The sequence below is a fragment of the Sphingobacteriaceae bacterium genome (assembly GCA_002319075.1).
GTDB lineage: Bacteria > Bacteroidota > Bacteroidia > B-17B0 > Aurantibacillaceae > Aurantibacillus.
Genome location: NVQB01000001.1, coordinates 5,205,606 through 5,222,168, shown reverse-complemented (window position 1 = coordinate 5,222,168; position 16,563 = coordinate 5,205,606). Strand labels below are relative to the sequence as shown.

Genomic DNA, 16,563 nt, shown 5'->3' with positions numbered 1-16,563 from the left:
AATGGAAGTAATTATCTTGACAAAGGTGGTTTAAACATTTTTTACCATTTGTTTTTTTTTAATTTAATTGCAGCTTTAATTCTGGATCTTAAAACGTTTTGTTAATGCCAAGCATCCACCTAAACTGAAGGTAATCTGTTTCAGCAAAAGGTAAACGGCTTACAAAAAACGGAACGTCAAATCGGATAGTTAAAGGTTTAATGCCATAAAGATTACCCCAACGAACAATGCTTAGCGTTGTACCCACACCGGCATCGGCCATAATAGTACTCATGGTGTTTGCTGTGCCGGGTGCATTGGTGTTTATAGAACCCGCGTCGCCAAAAATATAAGGTTGAAATTTAAGAGTGTTTTTAAGAAATCTTGGGTTAAAAGCTTTAAACAACTCTCCAAACTCTATCTCCGCACTGGCTGAAACACCTGATGTGCCCTTATAATTGTAACTTAAAGAACCATCTGCATTTTTTTGTGCCAGCAAATAGCCCGAGTAGCCTCTTAAATTAAGTCCACCACCTGCATTAAAGTGATTTGTTGTGGCACCATATCCACCCCAGTCTGGAGGAATGATTCCCATTGCACGGGTATATTTATTATTCATCAGATCTTCATTATTCGCACCTGCTACAAATAACATAGATTCTGAAGGCAACTTACTCCCAAATCCAGCCTGAGCGAAAATGCGTGTATTTATATTAATACGACCCAGGTCAGTTTTATTAATCATGGTAAGTGTTGCAGCCGAAAAATCGTAATCGTTTGTAAAGGCAGAGGAACGAAGATTTAATGTAATATTTCCCAGACCTTTTTTATAACGGTAAACATGTTCCATACCTAAATGAATGGCACTGTTAAGTTTTTGATACCCCCATTCGTTGCGATTAATCAGATAAACCATGTCCTGCGGTTGGTCACGCCACATGGCCTTCAAATGGGTATAAAAGCGTGTTCTTTCATTGTTGCTTTTTCGCTCAAAACCAATGGTTCCGCCGTCTAGACCATCCAGTGATTTTGCCTGCAAATAAAAATTGGTTTTTTTAATATAGCGGTTTATCGATGTTTTGTAATCCAACCAAAACGAAATGGTATTGTATTTGTTTTTAACTGGTTTTCCATCCACCACCGTTTCATCAATGTATGCCTGGCCAAGACCTGTGCTAAAAAATAAACCGAATTCAAAAATGTGTCTTGTGTTTAAATAATCCCCACTCAACACTGCACCAAGTTTTACCCCGTCAAAACCATTGTACCAAACCCCCGGCCTGACACGCATATCGTAACGTTTCCAGTTAGGTGGATTGTATACTTTAGAATCGAACCTTAAACTCACACGTCCATGTTTCGAATTATTTGTCATGTCGACGTCTGCTAAACGGTAGGAAGGATCTATCACTACATTTTTAATTTTTGCACCTATGTTTAGTGTTGCTGTGTAGGTTGGTTTAAGTTTTGGTCCCCAGCCAATCCAGCGGGGCAGGGTAGTGGCGCCGGTTGGTTTTTGAAACCAGGTGTTAGGAATGTAATAATGACGAGCCGAATCATTCATATCAATTACTACAAAATCAATGGGCATTTGCATTGTGCCTTTACGTTTGAAGGTGATTTCATAAACATCATTTTTTTTATGTTTAATTCTTCCAATTTTATAATCGATTGTTTTGCTCGTCTCAAGCCATTGGTCAAAGAACCAGTTAAGATCCACTCCTGTATATTGAATAATTGAATTTCTAAAATCCTCCGGATAAGGATGGGCGAATTTCCATTGTTTAAAATAGGCCTGCATGGCTTTATCGAATAGCGCGCGCCCTAAAACGTACTCCAGATTTTTTAACATGGCTGCAGTTTTTGTGTAGGATTGACTATATCCGCCGCCGTGCCGAATGCCACCATTAAAATCGTCACCGTGTGTATTTAAAATAACTTCTTCATTTTTTGTAACTACCGCATTAAAATAAGGAGTGTAAATTTGATCATCCACAATCCTCACCGGCTCGGTGAAACGCTCTATATAACCGCTTTTTGATTTTGGTTCTATGGATAAAGGACCATCTATAAATTGATAAGTATCTGCGGTGTAAAATTGCGTAAACCCTTCATCCATATATGCACGGTAGGTTTCGTTTGTTCCAACCATACCTTGAAACCAGTTATGCGTCATCTCATGAATCAATAAAGTTCTGTAATCGGGATCAAAGCCTCCACAGAGCGTTAGCATGGGATATTCCATCCCGTCCTGCGCATCAGCAATGATCATTTTCGGATGATGATAAGGTCCGATGTTATAAGAATTTACTTCAATTACTTTAGCGGTATACTGCGCTGCATTGTGCCAACCCGCGGCATGAGGTTCCTGTACCATTGCTATACACCTTACACCTTCCCAGTTTACTTCTCCAATACGGTAATTGGGATCGGCAGTGAATGCGAAATCGTGGACATTGATGGCGGAAAATTTCCAGGTCTTTTTTGTTCCGTCTCGTTTTATAATAGTGGAGGGAGGAGAGTTAAAAGGTTTTTGCAGGAAATTAGAGATATCCAGTTTTTTGCGAAGTGTATCGGGTAAAACTTCTTTTTCATTGATCATAGTGCCTGTGCCGTCCCCAATGTAGATGTTCGGCATCGTCAGTTCTACATGATAAGAACCAAAATCGCCATAAAACTCATGGTCCATATGTTGATCAGTTGTCCACCCAAATTTTCGGTCAATCACTGTAACGCGCGGATACCAGTGCACTACATCGTAGTGTTTTTTTCCAAACGAATTAAAAAGCTTCATACGATTACGAATGGCTTCTTTGTCGAAATAGGTTTTAAAATTTAAATTGAGTGTGATAGACTCTCCGGGATTGACCACCTTTGGCAGGTAGACCTTTAATATTGTATTGTCTAATTCGTATTTTAGCTCCTGGCGATTCGCGCCCTGCACGCTTTCTACTTGAGTACCCAGATTTTGTGAACGGTATTTCCCAAATTTTAAATTGTAGTTGTTGTTTTTGTAAAGATCGGCAGCGTAAGAATCTTTGGTTTGTGCATTACTATACAAATGAAAATACACGTAAGAAATAGAGTAGGGGGAGTTGTTCCAGTAAATTAATTCTTCTGTACCTGTAAGAATATCAGTGCTATCGTTGATCTCAGCTTTAATGTTATAGTGAACATCCTGTTGCCAGTAGCCTTCAAAAGGTTTACGGTTTTTCCAATAGAGGGGATTGGTAGCAGAGCGGTAATCTAGATATTCGGTTTGCGCAATTACTGAGAAGCTGAGTAAACTTAGAATGCAAAGGAACGATTTTCTAATAGTTAAAAGGATTGAAAAAGTAGTCATACAGGAAACTGAATTTTGCATAAATATAGATATTATTGATTGGAACCGAGAAGCAAAGAGGGAAGATTCAAGAACCAAGAACTACGAGCATTTATCGTTTACCAATAGTGTTTCTTGTATCTTGCGTCTTGAATTCTTAAGAGGAATTTGGATAATGTTACTGATTGTCAATAAAATATCTTCGAAAAACCCTCTCTTTTTGGTGCAATTAAATAAATTGACTATATTTGCACCCCTATTTAAAAATAAACAATGGAAAAACGCTATGAGACGGTCTTCATTTTAACTCCCGTTTTGTCTGATGATCAGGCAAAGGAGGCCGCAAAAAAATTTAAAAAAACCATCACTGATCTGGGAGGCAAGATCGTGAATGAAGAGAACTGGGGCCTGAAAAAACTGGCTTACCCTATTCAAAAGAAAACAACTGGTTTCTACCACTTACTGGAGTATGCAGGAGAAGGACAAGACATCATCAACGCACTTGAATTAAGTTTCAAACGTGATGAACGTATTCTTCGTTTCTTAACTGTAGCTTTAGACAAGCACGCTGTAGCTTATGCTGATAAACGCAAAGGTTTAGTTGCTGATGGTAAGGTTAAGAAAAAAGAAACCGCAACTTCTTAATGGTTTAATAAATTAATTAGAAACAAAAATGGCAGCACCAAAAGATATCAGATATCTGAACCCTCCAACAGCAGAGGCTAAAAAGAAAAAGTATTGCCGCTTCAAAAAAAGCGGAATTAAATATATTGATTACAAAGACCCTGATTTTTTATTGAAATTTGTAAACGAACAAGGTAAATTGTTACCACGTCGTTTAACAGGAACTTCTTTAAAATTTCAGCGTAAAGTGGCACAAGCTGTAAAACGTGCCCGTCACTTATCATTAATGCCATACGTGGCCGATTTAATGAAATAATAATCAGTAAGGAGGAAAACACAATGGAAGTTATTTTAAAACAAGATATTAAAGGTTTAGGTTACAAAGACGATAAAGTTACCGTTGCAAACGGTTACGGTCGTAACTTTTTATTACCTAAAGGTATGGCTACATTAGCTACCGAAAGCGCTAAAAAAATGCACGCTGAAATCTTAAAACAACGTGCGTTTAAAGAAGATAAATTACGTAAAGAAGCAAGTGCAAACGCCGAGAAATTATCTGGTGTAAGCATTAAAGTTGGTGCAAAAGCAGGCGAAAATGGTAAAATTTTCGGTTCTGTTACCACCATCCAGATAGCTGATGCTTTAACAAAAGCTGGTTACAACATTGAACGTAAAAACATCGAGATTACTGAAGACACAATCAAACAATTAGGTACCTATTCTGCAAAAGTACGTTTGTACAAAGAAGTTGCGGCTACTGTAAGTTTTGAAGTTGTAGCTGAATAATTTTAGATTCCCATTTAAAAAAGCCCTTCCTGATTTTATCGGGAAGGGCTTTTTTTATTAGTTTAAAACGGTCTATTGTTTTACTAACTTAATTTTTCGCAGGCCATACTCATTTTGTGCCTCTAAAACATACAAGCCATTTAAGGATTTGCATAAATCAAGTGTATACGAACCGGGAGATAGTTGTGTGTTATAAACTAATCTTCCGGAGAGGTCTACAATTTTGATAGTTGTATTTTGCGTTACCTGTATTTTATAGATCCCATCGCTGGGATTCGGATAAACCATCACTCCCATTTCTTCCACCATATTCCTTTCGAGACCAGTGCAAGGCGAAACCGTTAAAGTAAACACTTTTGAACTCTGGCATCCGCTACTGGCCGAAGTTCCGCTCAAAGTATAGGTAGTGGTTAGGGTTGGTTGCACACTCATGCTTGCCTGTGTAACGCTTCCATTTAAACTATAACTTGAAGCACCCGAAAAATTTAAAAGCGCATTCTCTCCTAAACATATTTTTGATTTTGTAGTGAGGGATAAACTCGGTAAGCCACTAACCGTTACCATTTGTTTAAGTGTATCAGCGCCACACTTATAGTTTAAAACTAATTTGACTGTAAAAGTGCCGTTAGCCGAAAACAGGTGAGCCGGATTGCTAAGACCGGAAGTATTTGAAGCTCCTGAAGAAGGATCTCCAAAATTCCAGTGGTAAGAATACACAGAATAGCCTGCAATTGCGCTTAATACAGGCGCTGAAAAAGTAGCAACACCACATTGCACGGAACTACTTGCCTGGGTAAAAGCAGGTTTTTGTTCAAAATAACTACTAATGAAACAAGGAAGGCCCATGCCAGAAATGCATAAACCAGGTGGGTTGCTTGACGCGTTAAGAGTACCTAAAGCTATAGCATGAGGAGAATAATTACAGGCTGTACCCAGAGCGTTTGGATTAGCAATAAGCCCTATTGAGTTTAGCGTTGGCTCTGCAAGATATATTTTACCATCCAGGGCAAGTTGAAGCGCTTTGACTTTTGGTTGTGCGCTATTTTGATAAGAAAATGTATCTGCCGCAATAATAGTTTTGGACGCAATGATCGCGGTAGCTGAGCCTGCCGACAGATCATACTGACAAATAGAAGGATGTTCGTTCAGGTAACTCACATAAAGCTTGCTCCCATCGGGAGAAAACTCAATTCCGTAGGCGCTGGGTCCAGTAAAATTGTTAATTAAAGTAGGAGAATTTATACTTTCTAACTGGAGAACATTTGAAAGTTGCCCGGTCGCATTGTCAAAATCAAAAAGTTCAACCGTTCGGTTGGGAAACGTGGAGCAGACTTTCTTTCCATTCGGGGAAAATTTCAGAATCCCAAGTCCGGGATAGGTTTGATTGACATGATTATATTCATCTACCTGCATCGAACCAATAGCCGAAATAATAGGTGTGCTATATATCGAATCAGGTGTTACCTGGTACGCATGAAAATTTTGACTTCCTAAAAGTGTAGACGTTTCATGAGCCAATAGCCAATAATCCGTTCCATTGCAATGCTTAGTACCAGCAAGTTTTGTAATCATGCGCACGTTTGGTTGGCTAATTGTATCTGAACTCTGGATCACAGATCCTAAACCGTTTGCAGCAGCCATGTCTACTATGCAATAGGTGACAGGTTTTGGTCCTCCGGGCTGGTTTAAAAATGGGTATTGAGACATGACGACATAGTACTTTTTACCTGACTTTGGAAAAATCAGTGCTGCCTGACTAGCTGCGATGTTGGAACTCGGCCCGACAGTTGCGCCGTTTGTCATTGTTACATGATTTTTATTCCAGATCTTTACTCCATTGGTATAGAATAGCAAGTTTCCCGCACTATCTGCGACCGACGCGGCACAGCGTTGGGAAGGATTCATACTACTGGTGGCAGGTGTCGGAGGATTGTTATTGAAATTAAGAGCCGTAAGATTTGAAAAATGCCATTGGCTGGTTTCCAATTGGGCGAAACTAGAAATAGAGATTAAAAGAAGAAGTGTTATGAAACATCTGTTCTTTATTCTTAAAAAATGGTTTCCTCTTTTAAACGTTACTTTCATGATAAAGTATTAGCGGTGTTAAAATATAATTTGTTAGCTAATCAACTTTAAATAAAAATAGAGATTTAATTAATATAGTCAAATCTCTATCTCAATTTGATTTTCGGTCCAAATATCAAATCAAATCAATCAAATTTAATAGTTTAGTATTCAGGAAGTGCGGATATCGGCACTAGTGTATAGTCCGGCTTCTACCTGGATCTACAAGTATTGTATATAGTGCTCCTGCGGGACATGTGCCACTATTCGTAGGTTAAGGTATAAAATCACTGTACTGGTTTGCTGACAGCCGCTAAATTTTACATTCAAAGTTTCTATTTGTAAATTTATTTGGTCAAACGAATCGAATTAATCAAATCTGTAGTCAAAGGTTTTTCAAGATAATCAGCTACATTTTTATCTGCCAGTGCTCTGCGACGATCGTTCTGATCGATGGAAGAGGAGAGCATGTAAACGCGGACTTGTTTTTTAATATGTTCATCCAGCTTGTCATAGAGCTCGAGAAACTCCCAACCTGAACAAAATGGCATATTTACATCCACAAATAGTACGGTAGATTTATATCCTTCTTTGTATTCTTTCGCTAAAAATTCCAACGCATCTTCTGCACTATTAAAACCAATAGCTTTGGCTTCTCGTGAAACGTGTCGTATAATGATTTCGAAAAGCTGACTGTTCAGCTCATCGTCATCAATGACCATAAAATATTCTTGTTCGTTCATAAAGTTTCACTGCGAATTTAATGCTAATTCACATCCCGGTTTAAAAGCATGTGATTTTTTTTTCAAAGAAGTATGTCTATAACATTCTTTTCATCTGTCACCGGAATGATATTTGTATTTTTGATTCTGTATTTATATGCCATTTGGTACGCTATATCTTATTTTTCTTGCTTTTGCGGCCCTTGTAAGCGTAGCCATGTGGCTCGACTATTTCAGGCAGATTGACGTGTTTGAGAAGGAAGGCATCTTTCCTATGCTTGTAGCTTTATTTATAGGAGGTTGCACACCTTACCTGAGCCTTGAAGTATACAGTATTCTTGATAAGCTTGATTTTACAGAAAAGGGATTATTCGTTAACGATGCTTTTTTTTCAATTCTGGGAATTGGACTTAACGAAGAGCTTTCAAAGTTGGCTGGTATCACAATTGTATTCAGGTTGTTACGAAAGCAGATTAACGAACCTATCGACTTTTTAATTTATGCAGGCATCACCGCATTGGGCTTTTCGCTGGTTGAAAACTTCAATTATTTTTATAATCACGGTTTGCGAATCATAAGCTCGCGAACTTTTTATTCTGGCTTAGAGCACATCATTAATAGCACCATCATTATCTACGGTATTTTACGCACAAATTTGTTTAATAAAGGAAATCCTATTTTAAATACCATCACAGGTTTTGTACTGGCTGTTCTTTCACACGGACTTTTTGATTTTTTTCTCACAGATACTTTTTTTGGAATTCTTACTCCCTTTCTTTCTTTGCTCATTTACCTTATAGGAATAAACTTTTGGGTGCAGATGTTGAACAATGCGAATAATTTCTCCAGCTTTTTTGATTACCATAAAATCAACTTTACTCCGCGACTCGTATACCGCCTTTTTTACTGGTATCTCTTAACCCTTATTATAGCTTTCTGCAACAACTTTACAATTGCCGGATTTAAGTTTTCCATTTTGAATTTAGCGGAAGGCTTACTTTCTGACGGATTACTTTTCTGGATAGTAATACTTCGGGTTAGCCGCTTTAAGATATTCAAGATGAAGTACTTCAAGGTTAAGCCTGTTCTGCCATTCTACATTACAAAAAACAATGATGAAGATTTTAAAGTTCCTTTACTGAACCTGAGAATAAAAATACGTGGCGAAAATTTTCAGGAGCATTTATTGACGAAATATTTAAACCGACGAGTGGATTTACACCCTGTAAATGAGAAAAACAGCTTTATCAAGGATACTATAAGTGTTTTAATTTCAAATAAATACCTCTTATTTGATGATGTAATAGTTTATACCATACAAGGTGAGCAATTACAGAGTGCTGAAGGTGTTATTTATGTTTTAAAGCCCAGAATGGGGGGTATTAAAGAAATTGGCTTCAGATACCCGGTAGAAGGATTGTATTGCGTTAAACTCGAAGGAAAGCCGGGAAGATTAGAAAGAATTGATCACAACAAATTAAAGTTTTTAGAATGGGTGTACTTGAAGCCAGACCCACATAAAGGATTAATAAACGGGTAAGGTTCTTGTAAAATTCGTCCTTTTTTGTACCTTTATTTTGAAAGTACCGTATAACAACTATCTAAACAAAATAAAAAATGAAGTCAAAAAAAATCCTATATGGTTTTGCCTTGTTGAGTTTTTCAGCAGCGCTGACCTTTACAGCTTGTAAAAAGAAAGAAACCGATAAAGAAGAACCCGCTGTTGAAACCCCAGATGGCCAGAGTGGAACAGATAACCGCGAAGTTACAAGTGAAAATGATCAGTCGATGAGCGAAGCTAATGATGCCTTAAGCAGTGCGCCAAGAATTGCGGGCAAGGGACAGTCAGCTCAAAGCATTACTGGAATTTGCGGTTACGATATCGACTCGGTAAAAATTAAGCATGATACTATCATTTTGAAATACAATGGGATAACCTGTAATAATAGAACCCGGACTGGTATGATTATTTTAAGCTGGGCACCTGGCACAAAATGGAGCACGGCCGGAGCAATCATAAAAATTGACTATGTTAATTACAAGATCACAAGAGCTTCGGATCAGCGCTCCATCATGTTTAATGGTACACAAAATCTTACCAACGTATCGGGTGGAACCTGGCTTAACCTTGTTTTAGTTACGAACTATTCTCTTGTAAATTCAATAACCGGAACTAATTTGAACGTAAAGTTTGAAGATGGAAAAACCGCTGTTTACAACATCAATAGAAAAATAACTTATACCTATCCGGGAACTTTTCCAAATGGTATATTGACAATTAAGGCGGAAGGAATTGGTAGCAATGGATCTTTGACTAATCTTGAAAATTATGGAACAGCCCGTAATGGAGATGTTTTCACCAGCCAGGTAACTACCCCTATTGTTTGGAATGTAACTTGTGGTGGAGCAGTATTACAAGGTGCTGTAAGTTTAACAGATGTTACAAAAAACTACAACCTTAAATTTATTTATGGGGTTGATGCTAATGGTAACATTCAGACTGTAGGCGCCAATTCTTGTCCTTACGGCTGGAAATTGGAGTGGACTGCTAACGCCGCTACACAGTCTAAGGTTTTTGGTTACAACTAAGCTTTAGTAATTTTAATATAGACCCGCCTGAAGAAAAGCAGGCGGGTTTTTTATTAATAGCTCCTTGCAAACCAATGAGAGCGGCAATGGAAGCATATTTTTCATATCTTTATATCACATTAGTGTTTTAATCAATAAATGAATTTAGAAAGAGTTTTTGTTAGGGTAGTACTTGTTACGCTGGTTATTTGCAGTGTTTCCTGTAAGAAGAAAAAGGCATTTAAAAATGAAAACGGGCAAGGATCTGAAGACGTAAGAAGCGTGCAGGCTCAAAGTGATGAAGTAGCGAGAGATCTCAATACTGCGATTAAAGAACAACCTCTACTTAGGGGAGGAGTGCCAACAAACCAGGCAGTAAGGACGCAAATTTGCGGAGCGGAAATAGATACTTTAAGTGTTGCCAATGGAGTGATAAGACTTCATTACCTCGGAGCTACCTGCAATGGCGTAAAAAAAACAGGGACTATTGTGGCAACGCTTACGGATTATCCAACTACTAAGTGGAAAAATCAAGGGTGTTCGCTTAAAATAGAATTCCTGTCTTATAAGGTTATCCAATCTAATGGTAAACTTGTTCAGTTTGATGGCACTGCATATATGAAGAATCTGAGCGGTAATACCTGGTATGAAATGATGAACGGGTTAACCGCTTCAAGTTTGATTCAAACACAAATGACTGAAGGCCTGGTTGTAACTTACGATGGCAATAATACAGCTGTATTTAATATGAACCGCAGTCTTACCTACAACTATACAGGATCGGTAACAAGCTGCAGAATAGAAGGACTTGGATCGTCGGAAGGCAAAAGCAATTTAGACAACTGGGGCCAGGATCGTATCGGTAATAATTTTACAACAGAGATTAATTCAGCACTTGTATGGAAAAGTAATTGTGGCATTAACTCACTCACTGCAGGAGAGCAGACACTTCAAGTGGAAGGCAAAGAATATGATATGAAATGCATTTTTGCTGTAAACGAATCTGGAAGTCTTGTATCAGATGAAAATACGTGTTCATACGGTTGGAAAGCCAGCTGGACTTATAGAAGGAAAACCAATACTCGCGTATTCGCCTATTAAATTCCCATAGCAATAGGCATAACAGATTATTAAGACCTTTCGAATTTTGGTTTTTTATAATTTTATATTTAGTTTTATGTTTAGATCTATGACTCAACGTTTACTTTCACTTCGCTCTATTTTCTTTCTTTTGGTAGTTTCTACCGTGTTTTTTGGATGCACTAAATCTTACAGGTTTAAATGGGTCAACTATGATGAAACCTATTGTGCTGACAGATGGGAGAAAAATATGAATAACGAGAGATTGAAAGACAATGTTATCGCCTACATGGATGGTAAAGGTGTTAAGATTTACGAAATTGAAATTATTACAGATAGAACCCCTGATTCGTGTACAGAATGCACCTGTAAATCTGGTAGACGAATTAAATGCAAAGTAAATAGAGGCGACATTAAGAGAGCTAAAGGTGAAGGGTTCTACGAGTAGGTTCTCGACTACGCTCGAACTGACATTGGCTGTGCACAGGCTGGCCTTAACATCCACTGGATGTTAATCCTGCTCGAACTGACATCCTGCTAAGCTCGAACTGTTCTCGACTACGCTCGAACTGACATCCTGCTAAGCTCGAACTGACATCGACTACGCACAGGCTGGCTTTAACATCCACTGGATGTTAATCCTGCTCGAACTGTTCTCGACTACGCTCGAACTGACATTGGCTGTGCACAGGCTGGCTTTAACATCCACTGGATGTTAATCCTGCTCGAACTGTTCTCGACTACGCTCGAACTGACATTGGCTGTGCACAGGCTGGCCTTAACATCCACTGGATGTTAATCCTGCTCGAACTGTTCTCGACTACGCTCGAACTGACATTGGCTGAGCACAGGCTGGCTTTAACATCCACTGGATGTTAATCCTGCTCGAACTGTTCTCGACTACGCTCGAACTGACATTGCTTGTGCTATTGCTGGCCTTTACATCCGATGGGCGCCAATCCTGCCAAATTTTACAATCGCAGCCTTGATCAGTAATTCTTAGCAGGCTTTAAGGTCCTTATTTGAAGTTTCAGGTTAAAAAAAATCCCGGACTGAAATTCAATCCGGGATTTTTTTAATTTGTATAAAATAGATTTAACTGAAGGCATTAAAGCCAGTAATGTCCATTCCTGTAATTAATAAATGGATGTCGTGAGTTCCTTCATAAGTAATAACACTTTCTAAATTCATCATGTGACGCATAATTGGATATTCACCCGTTATACCCATGCCACCATGTATCTGACGTGCTTCACGTGCAATTGTAATTGCCATGTGCACGTTATTACGTTTAGCCATACTTATTTGAGCAGGACTAGCGCGGTGTTCATTTTTTAAAACACCTAATCTCCATGTTAATAATTGCGCTTTGGTAATTTCAGTTATCATTTCAGCTAATTTTTTTTGAGTCAACTGAAAAGCACCAATTGGTTTTCCAAATTGGATACGTTCTTTACTGTAACGTAAAGCACTGTCATAACAATCCATTGCGGCTCCAATAACTCCCCATGAAATTCCATAACGCGCACTGTTCAAGCATCCTAAAGGACCTTTTAATCCTTTAATATTTGGAAAAATATTTTCCTTTGGAACCATCACATTATCAAAAACCAATTCACCTGTTGCACTGGCACGAAGACTCCATTTGCCATGTGTTTCGGGAGTTGTAAATCCTTTCATTCCTCTTTCAACAACTATTCCGCGAATATCGCCGGCTTCATCTTTAGCCCAAACCACTGCAATATCTGCAAAAGGCGAATTGGAGATCCACATTTTCGCTCCGTTAAGAACTACATGTTTACCATCTCCAGCATCTTTAAAATTAGTAATCATACCATTGGGGTTACTTCCATGATCTGGTTCTGTTAAACCAAAACAACCCATCATATCGCCAGATGCTAATTTCGGCAAGTATTTTCTTTTTTGTTCTTCGCTGCCATAAGTGAAAATCGGAAACATTACAAGCGAACTTTGTACTGAAGCAGTAGAGCGTAGGCCACTGTCGCCACGTTCCAGTTCCTGCATAATTAAACCGTAAGAAATCTGGTCAAGACCCGCTCCTCCATATTCTGTTGGAATATAGGGGCCAAAGGCGCCGATTTCTGCCAAACCCTTAATCCATTGTTTTGGAAATTCAGCTTTTTGACAAGCCCCTTCCACAATTGGAGATACTTCTTTTTTAACCCAGGCACGGGCTGTTTCGCGAATTAATTTATGTTCGTCGCTTAAAAGCTCGTCCATTAAATAGTAGTCGTGTGCTTGAAAATTGTCAGTTGCCATATCTTTTAAAATAAGGCACAAATCTAAGGATTTTAATGCTAACGATTGCGGTTAAAATTTTGTATTCTTCAGTTAGTGCTCTAAATCGGAACATTTCGTTATATTTGTTTATAGCACTTAATTGAGATTTGTTCACTATATATTTTTCGGTTTTTTAGTACTTCTTGCTGGCAGTGCCCATGGTCAGGATATTCACTTTTCACAATTCAACGCTTCTCTCTTAAATCTTAGTCCGGGTTACACGGGCATGTTTAATGGTGACTACCGCGTTGGAGCTGTGTACAGGAGTCAGTGGAGTGCTGTTCCTGTATCGTATAATACTTTCGGAATCAGCGGAGAAAAACGGATCAAACCCCGTCAGTTTGAGAAAGACATGATAGGCGTAGGATTGATGTTTAATAATGACCGGGCTGGAGATGCGCGTTATGGTACAACACAGATCTATGCCAGCGGTTCATATATTTTTTTAGCAAAACCAGATAGCTCGCTCATCATTACACTAGGAGCAAATGCAGGTTGGTGCCGTGTAGGATTTGACTATGATAAAATGACGTTTGATAATCAATACGACGGAATTTCTTACAACAAATCTATTAGCAGCGGGGAACAATTCAGCTGGACGAATGTGAATTTTGTTGACATGAGCCTTGGTTCTGTTGTTCAGTATATTCATCATGCCAGGCACCGCTTTTCTTATGGGCTAGGCTTACAGCATTTAACCTCTCCTATAATCACTTACCAAAGTAATAATTTAAGCCGTCTTGATTTTAAGTTTACCAACTGCTTAAGTTATTCGGCACCTATAGCTGATAAAACAGACATTATTGCAGAAGCGCTATTCACCAAGCAGGGCAACAATTATGAGTTAATTCCACATGCTTCTTTTAAATATTATTTCGACAGAGAGGATAATAAAGCAATTCTTGGCGGACTTTGTTTAAGAGCCAGAGACGCTGTCATCTTTAGATTAGGCTATACCAATAAAACCATGCAAAGTGGTATTTCTTATGATATTAACGTCAGTAAATTTAATCGCGCATCTAATTATAGGGGTGGCATTGAACTCTTTATAAATTATATCATTAGAATAAAACCCGGATTTATTGCCAGAAAGCGTTACTGCCCGGTGTTTATGTAATATGAAGAACCTTCTTTTTTATATAGCATTTTTTGTCAGCATATATTCTGCTTCCAATGCGCAGAACAGCGCGATGTTGCGGTCTCAGGCACTGGAATCAGAAAAAAATAAAGACTGGTACGGCGCCACGCAATATTACAGTCGTTTGTACGCCATTGATAGTTTGAATTTAAAAATCCAGTACGCTTTTGCTGAGGCAAGTCGCCTCAGTTATGATCTGCCCTTAGCGCTCTATCTTTATAATAAGACGGCAACAGTAGATAATGGAAGAAAATATCCGCTGACCTTTTTCTGGATCGGTCAGCTTCTGAAAAATAAAGGTCAGTATAAAGAAGCTAAAAGGTGGTTTACAAAATTTAATAAGCTTAACTTAAAAAAAGATAAGTATCAGTATTACAAAACAAAATCGCGCCTTGAGGTGGAAGCTTGTGATATTGCTCAAATACTGGTAAATAGACCTTACATGCCGGCGCCTGAACATCTCGACGTTACTATTAACAGCAAACAAAGCGAGTATGGTGCATTTGAAAAAGATAGCTCCTTATACTTTTCGTCGATTCGTTCGCCCGAAACAAAAGCAAGAGATGCTGAAGAGGCGAGGTCGCTGGCAAATGAATTGGTTTATTCTAAAATCTACAGATCAGATATTAAAAATCAAAAATTCAAAAAGATTAAAGCGATGGATACTTTGATTAATTCGAAGGTCTATCATAGTGCTAATACTGCTTTTAATGAAGATCAAACCCAAATGATCGTTTCGCGTTGCGTTGCTTTGAATGCCAGCGATTACAAATGTGAGTTATATTCGAGCGAACTTGCAGGCAAAAAATGGCGACAGTCATTGCGTATGGACGAACCAATCAATCAGGCCTCGGTAAGCACTACTCAACCTAACTTTGGAGTAATTAACGGAAAAACCGTTTTGTTTTTTGTTAGTAATCGTCCGGGTGGCGAAGGTGGGCTGGATATTTGGTACGCAGTGCGCAAAGCTGATGGTAGTTATGAAGAACCTGTTAATGCTGGAAAAACAATAAACACTCCTGATGACGATATTACTCCGTGGTATGTGAGTGATAAAAACACGTTGTATTTCAGTAGCACCTGGCACAAAGGGTTGGGAGGCTACGATATTTTTAAGAGCAAATTTGTAAACAACGAATTTACTGAACCTGAAAATGTAGGTTCTGCATTAAACAGTAGTTATAACGATGTGTATTATTCTGAGAGTAAAGATGGAAACCGCGTTTACCTTTCCAGTAACCGCAAAGGGTCGTTTTTTGAAAGCAAACAAAATTGCTGCAATGATATTTACAGGTGGACGATACAGAAAGATTCTCTGGTACCGCCACCATTAATTGATACTATGATGTTGGTAAAAGAACAGCTTAAATTATTAGTTCCATTAACGCTTTATTTTCACAATGACGAACCTGATCCTAAACGCTTAGACACAACAACCATAAAGAATTATGAAACCACTTTTAATGATTATAAGTTGTTAGCTCCACAATACATTGCTGAATATTCTAAAGATTTAAAAGGTGCAGAAAAAAATCTGGCGACAAATAAAATAGAAAATTTTTTCACTGATAGCGTTGATGCAGGTCTTGATGATTTAAAAAGATTTTCGGGAATGCTGGAAAAGGTTTTGGCCAGCGGAGAGACTGTTAAAATTACTTTGAAAGGCTATTGCAGTCCACTTGCGGGAACTCAATACAACATAAACCTGGCGAAGCGCAGGATTAGCAGTTTAACTATGTTTTTTAAGCAATATAAAGGCGGAGTCTTCTATAGGTATATTAACAATCATAGCCAGGGCGAGGGTAAAATTATATTTGAGTTTGTGGGAGTAGGCGAGTTACCTGCGAGTAAGGCCAGTGATAATTTAAAAGATAAACGAAATTCCGTATATAGCCCTTATGCCGCTTCAGAGCGGAAGATTCAGATTATTGCTGTGAGTTACGGAAAGTAGGCGCTTCAGTGTGAGGACACAAGAGACT

At 38.4% G+C, this 16,563-nt stretch carries 13 protein-coding genes; 9 read left to right on the top strand and 4 right to left on the bottom strand.

The genetic code is table 11. The features are described 5' to 3' along the window. Positions 1-88: 88 nt before the first annotated feature. The gene (locus CNR22_22610; GenBank protein PBQ34451.1) at positions 89-3,343 is read right to left on the bottom strand and encodes an aminopeptidase; all 3,255 of its coding nucleotides are present in this window, start codon (positions 3,341-3,343) and stop codon (positions 89-91) included. A 231-nt stretch (positions 3,344-3,574) separates the two neighbouring features. Here CNR22_22610 and CNR22_22605 point away from each other — a divergent pair, with 231 nt between their 5' ends. From CNR22_22605 to CNR22_22595, 3 genes are read left to right on the top strand one after another with little or no spacing between them, the layout of a single operon-like run. Beyond that, entirely contained in the window at positions 3,575-3,946 is a 372-nt protein-coding gene (locus tag CNR22_22605; GenBank protein PBQ34450.1) for a 30S ribosomal protein S6, read from the top strand. A gap of 28 nt (positions 3,947-3,974) precedes the next feature. Beyond that, positions 3,975-4,241: a 30S ribosomal protein S18 gene (gene rpsR, locus CNR22_22600; protein PBQ34449.1), complete on the top strand. Its 267-nt coding sequence runs from the start codon at positions 3,975-3,977 to the stop codon at positions 4,239-4,241. A gap of 23 nt (positions 4,242-4,264) precedes the next feature. Continuing rightward, on the top strand, positions 4,265-4,711 hold the full coding sequence (locus CNR22_22595) for a 50S ribosomal protein L9 (protein PBQ34448.1): 447 nt from the start codon (positions 4,265-4,267) through the stop codon (positions 4,709-4,711). A gap of 72 nt (positions 4,712-4,783) precedes the next feature. Here the strand turns inward: CNR22_22595 and CNR22_22590 are convergent, their stop codons facing one another. Together CNR22_22590 and CNR22_22585 are read right to left on the bottom strand one after the other, a co-directional pair. Continuing rightward, positions 4,784-6,796 (bottom strand): hypothetical protein, encoded by a 2,013-nt coding sequence (locus tag CNR22_22590; GenBank protein ID PBQ34447.1) that lies wholly within the window; start codon positions 6,794-6,796, stop codon positions 4,784-4,786. Between the two features lie 326 nt (positions 6,797-7,122). Further along, the gene (locus tag CNR22_22585) at positions 7,123-7,518 is read right to left on the bottom strand and encodes a hypothetical protein (protein PBQ34446.1); all 396 of its coding nucleotides are present in this window, start codon (positions 7,516-7,518) and stop codon (positions 7,123-7,125) included. 136 nt (positions 7,519-7,654) lie between these two features. Here CNR22_22585 and CNR22_22580 point away from each other — a divergent pair, with 136 nt between their 5' ends. From CNR22_22580 to CNR22_22565, 4 genes are all read left to right on the top strand, one after another. Then, positions 7,655-9,037 carry a hypothetical protein gene (locus CNR22_22580; protein ID PBQ34445.1) on the top strand — a complete coding sequence of 461 codons (1,383 nt, stop codon included), beginning with the start codon at positions 7,655-7,657 and terminating at the stop codon, positions 9,035-9,037. Between the two features lie 113 nt (positions 9,038-9,150). Continuing rightward, a complete protein-coding gene (locus CNR22_22575; protein ID PBQ34444.1) occupies positions 9,151-10,086 on the top strand; it encodes a hypothetical protein in 936 nt (311 codons plus the stop codon). A gap of 138 nt (positions 10,087-10,224) precedes the next feature. Further along, positions 10,225-11,166 (top strand): hypothetical protein, encoded by a 942-nt coding sequence (locus tag CNR22_22570; GenBank protein PBQ34443.1) that lies wholly within the window; start codon positions 10,225-10,227, stop codon positions 11,164-11,166. 88 nt (positions 11,167-11,254) lie between these two features. Beyond that, complete coding sequence (locus CNR22_22565; GenBank protein ID PBQ34442.1) at positions 11,255-11,593, top strand: hypothetical protein; 339 nt, start codon at positions 11,255-11,257, stop codon at positions 11,591-11,593. Between the two features lie 647 nt (positions 11,594-12,240). Here the strand turns inward: CNR22_22565 and CNR22_22560 are convergent. Further along, positions 12,241-13,425: an acyl-CoA dehydrogenase gene (locus tag CNR22_22560; protein PBQ34441.1), complete on the bottom strand. Its 1,185-nt coding sequence runs from the start codon at positions 13,423-13,425 to the stop codon at positions 12,241-12,243. A gap of 121 nt (positions 13,426-13,546) precedes the next feature. Here CNR22_22560 and CNR22_22555 point away from each other — a divergent pair, with 121 nt between their 5' ends. Together CNR22_22555 and CNR22_22550 are read left to right on the top strand one after the other, a co-directional pair. Next, entirely contained in the window at positions 13,547-14,563 is a 1,017-nt protein-coding gene (locus tag CNR22_22555) for a hypothetical protein (protein PBQ34440.1), read from the top strand. 1 nt (position 14,564) lies between these two features. Beyond that, positions 14,565-16,535 (top strand): hypothetical protein, encoded by a 1,971-nt coding sequence (locus tag CNR22_22550; GenBank protein PBQ34439.1) that lies wholly within the window; start codon positions 14,565-14,567, stop codon positions 16,533-16,535. The last annotated feature ends 28 nt before the right edge of the window (positions 16,536-16,563 follow it).

Bases quoted from the DNA above. Each gene is read 5' to 3' on its own strand.
- CNR22_22585 (PBQ34446.1), bottom strand. From the start codon at position 7,518: ATGAACGAACAAGAATATTTTATGGTCATTGATGACGATGAGCTGAAC.
- CNR22_22580 (PBQ34445.1), top strand. From the start codon at position 7,655: ATGCCATTTGGTACGCTATATCTTATTTTTCTTGCTTTTGCGGCCCTT.
- CNR22_22565 (PBQ34442.1), top strand. From the start codon at position 11,255: ATGACTCAACGTTTACTTTCACTTCGCTCTATTTTCTTTCTTTTGGTA.
- CNR22_22570 (PBQ34443.1), top strand. From the start codon at position 10,225: ATGAATTTAGAAAGAGTTTTTGTTAGGGTAGTACTTGTTACGCTGGTT.
- CNR22_22595 (PBQ34448.1), top strand. From the start codon at position 4,265: ATGGAAGTTATTTTAAAACAAGATATTAAAGGTTTAGGTTACAAAGAC.
- CNR22_22605 (PBQ34450.1), top strand. From the start codon at position 3,575: ATGGAAAAACGCTATGAGACGGTCTTCATTTTAACTCCCGTTTTGTCT.
- rpsR (PBQ34449.1), top strand. From the start codon at position 3,975: ATGGCAGCACCAAAAGATATCAGATATCTGAACCCTCCAACAGCAGAG.
- CNR22_22610 (PBQ34451.1), bottom strand. From the start codon at position 3,343: ATGCAAAATTCAGTTTCCTGTATGACTACTTTTTCAATCCTTTTAACT.
- CNR22_22590 (PBQ34447.1), bottom strand. From the start codon at position 6,796: ATGAAAGTAACGTTTAAAAGAGGAAACCATTTTTTAAGAATAAAGAAC.
- CNR22_22550 (PBQ34439.1), top strand. From the start codon at position 14,565: ATGAAGAACCTTCTTTTTTATATAGCATTTTTTGTCAGCATATATTCT.
- CNR22_22560 (PBQ34441.1), bottom strand. From the start codon at position 13,425: ATGGCAACTGACAATTTTCAAGCACACGACTACTATTTAATGGACGAG.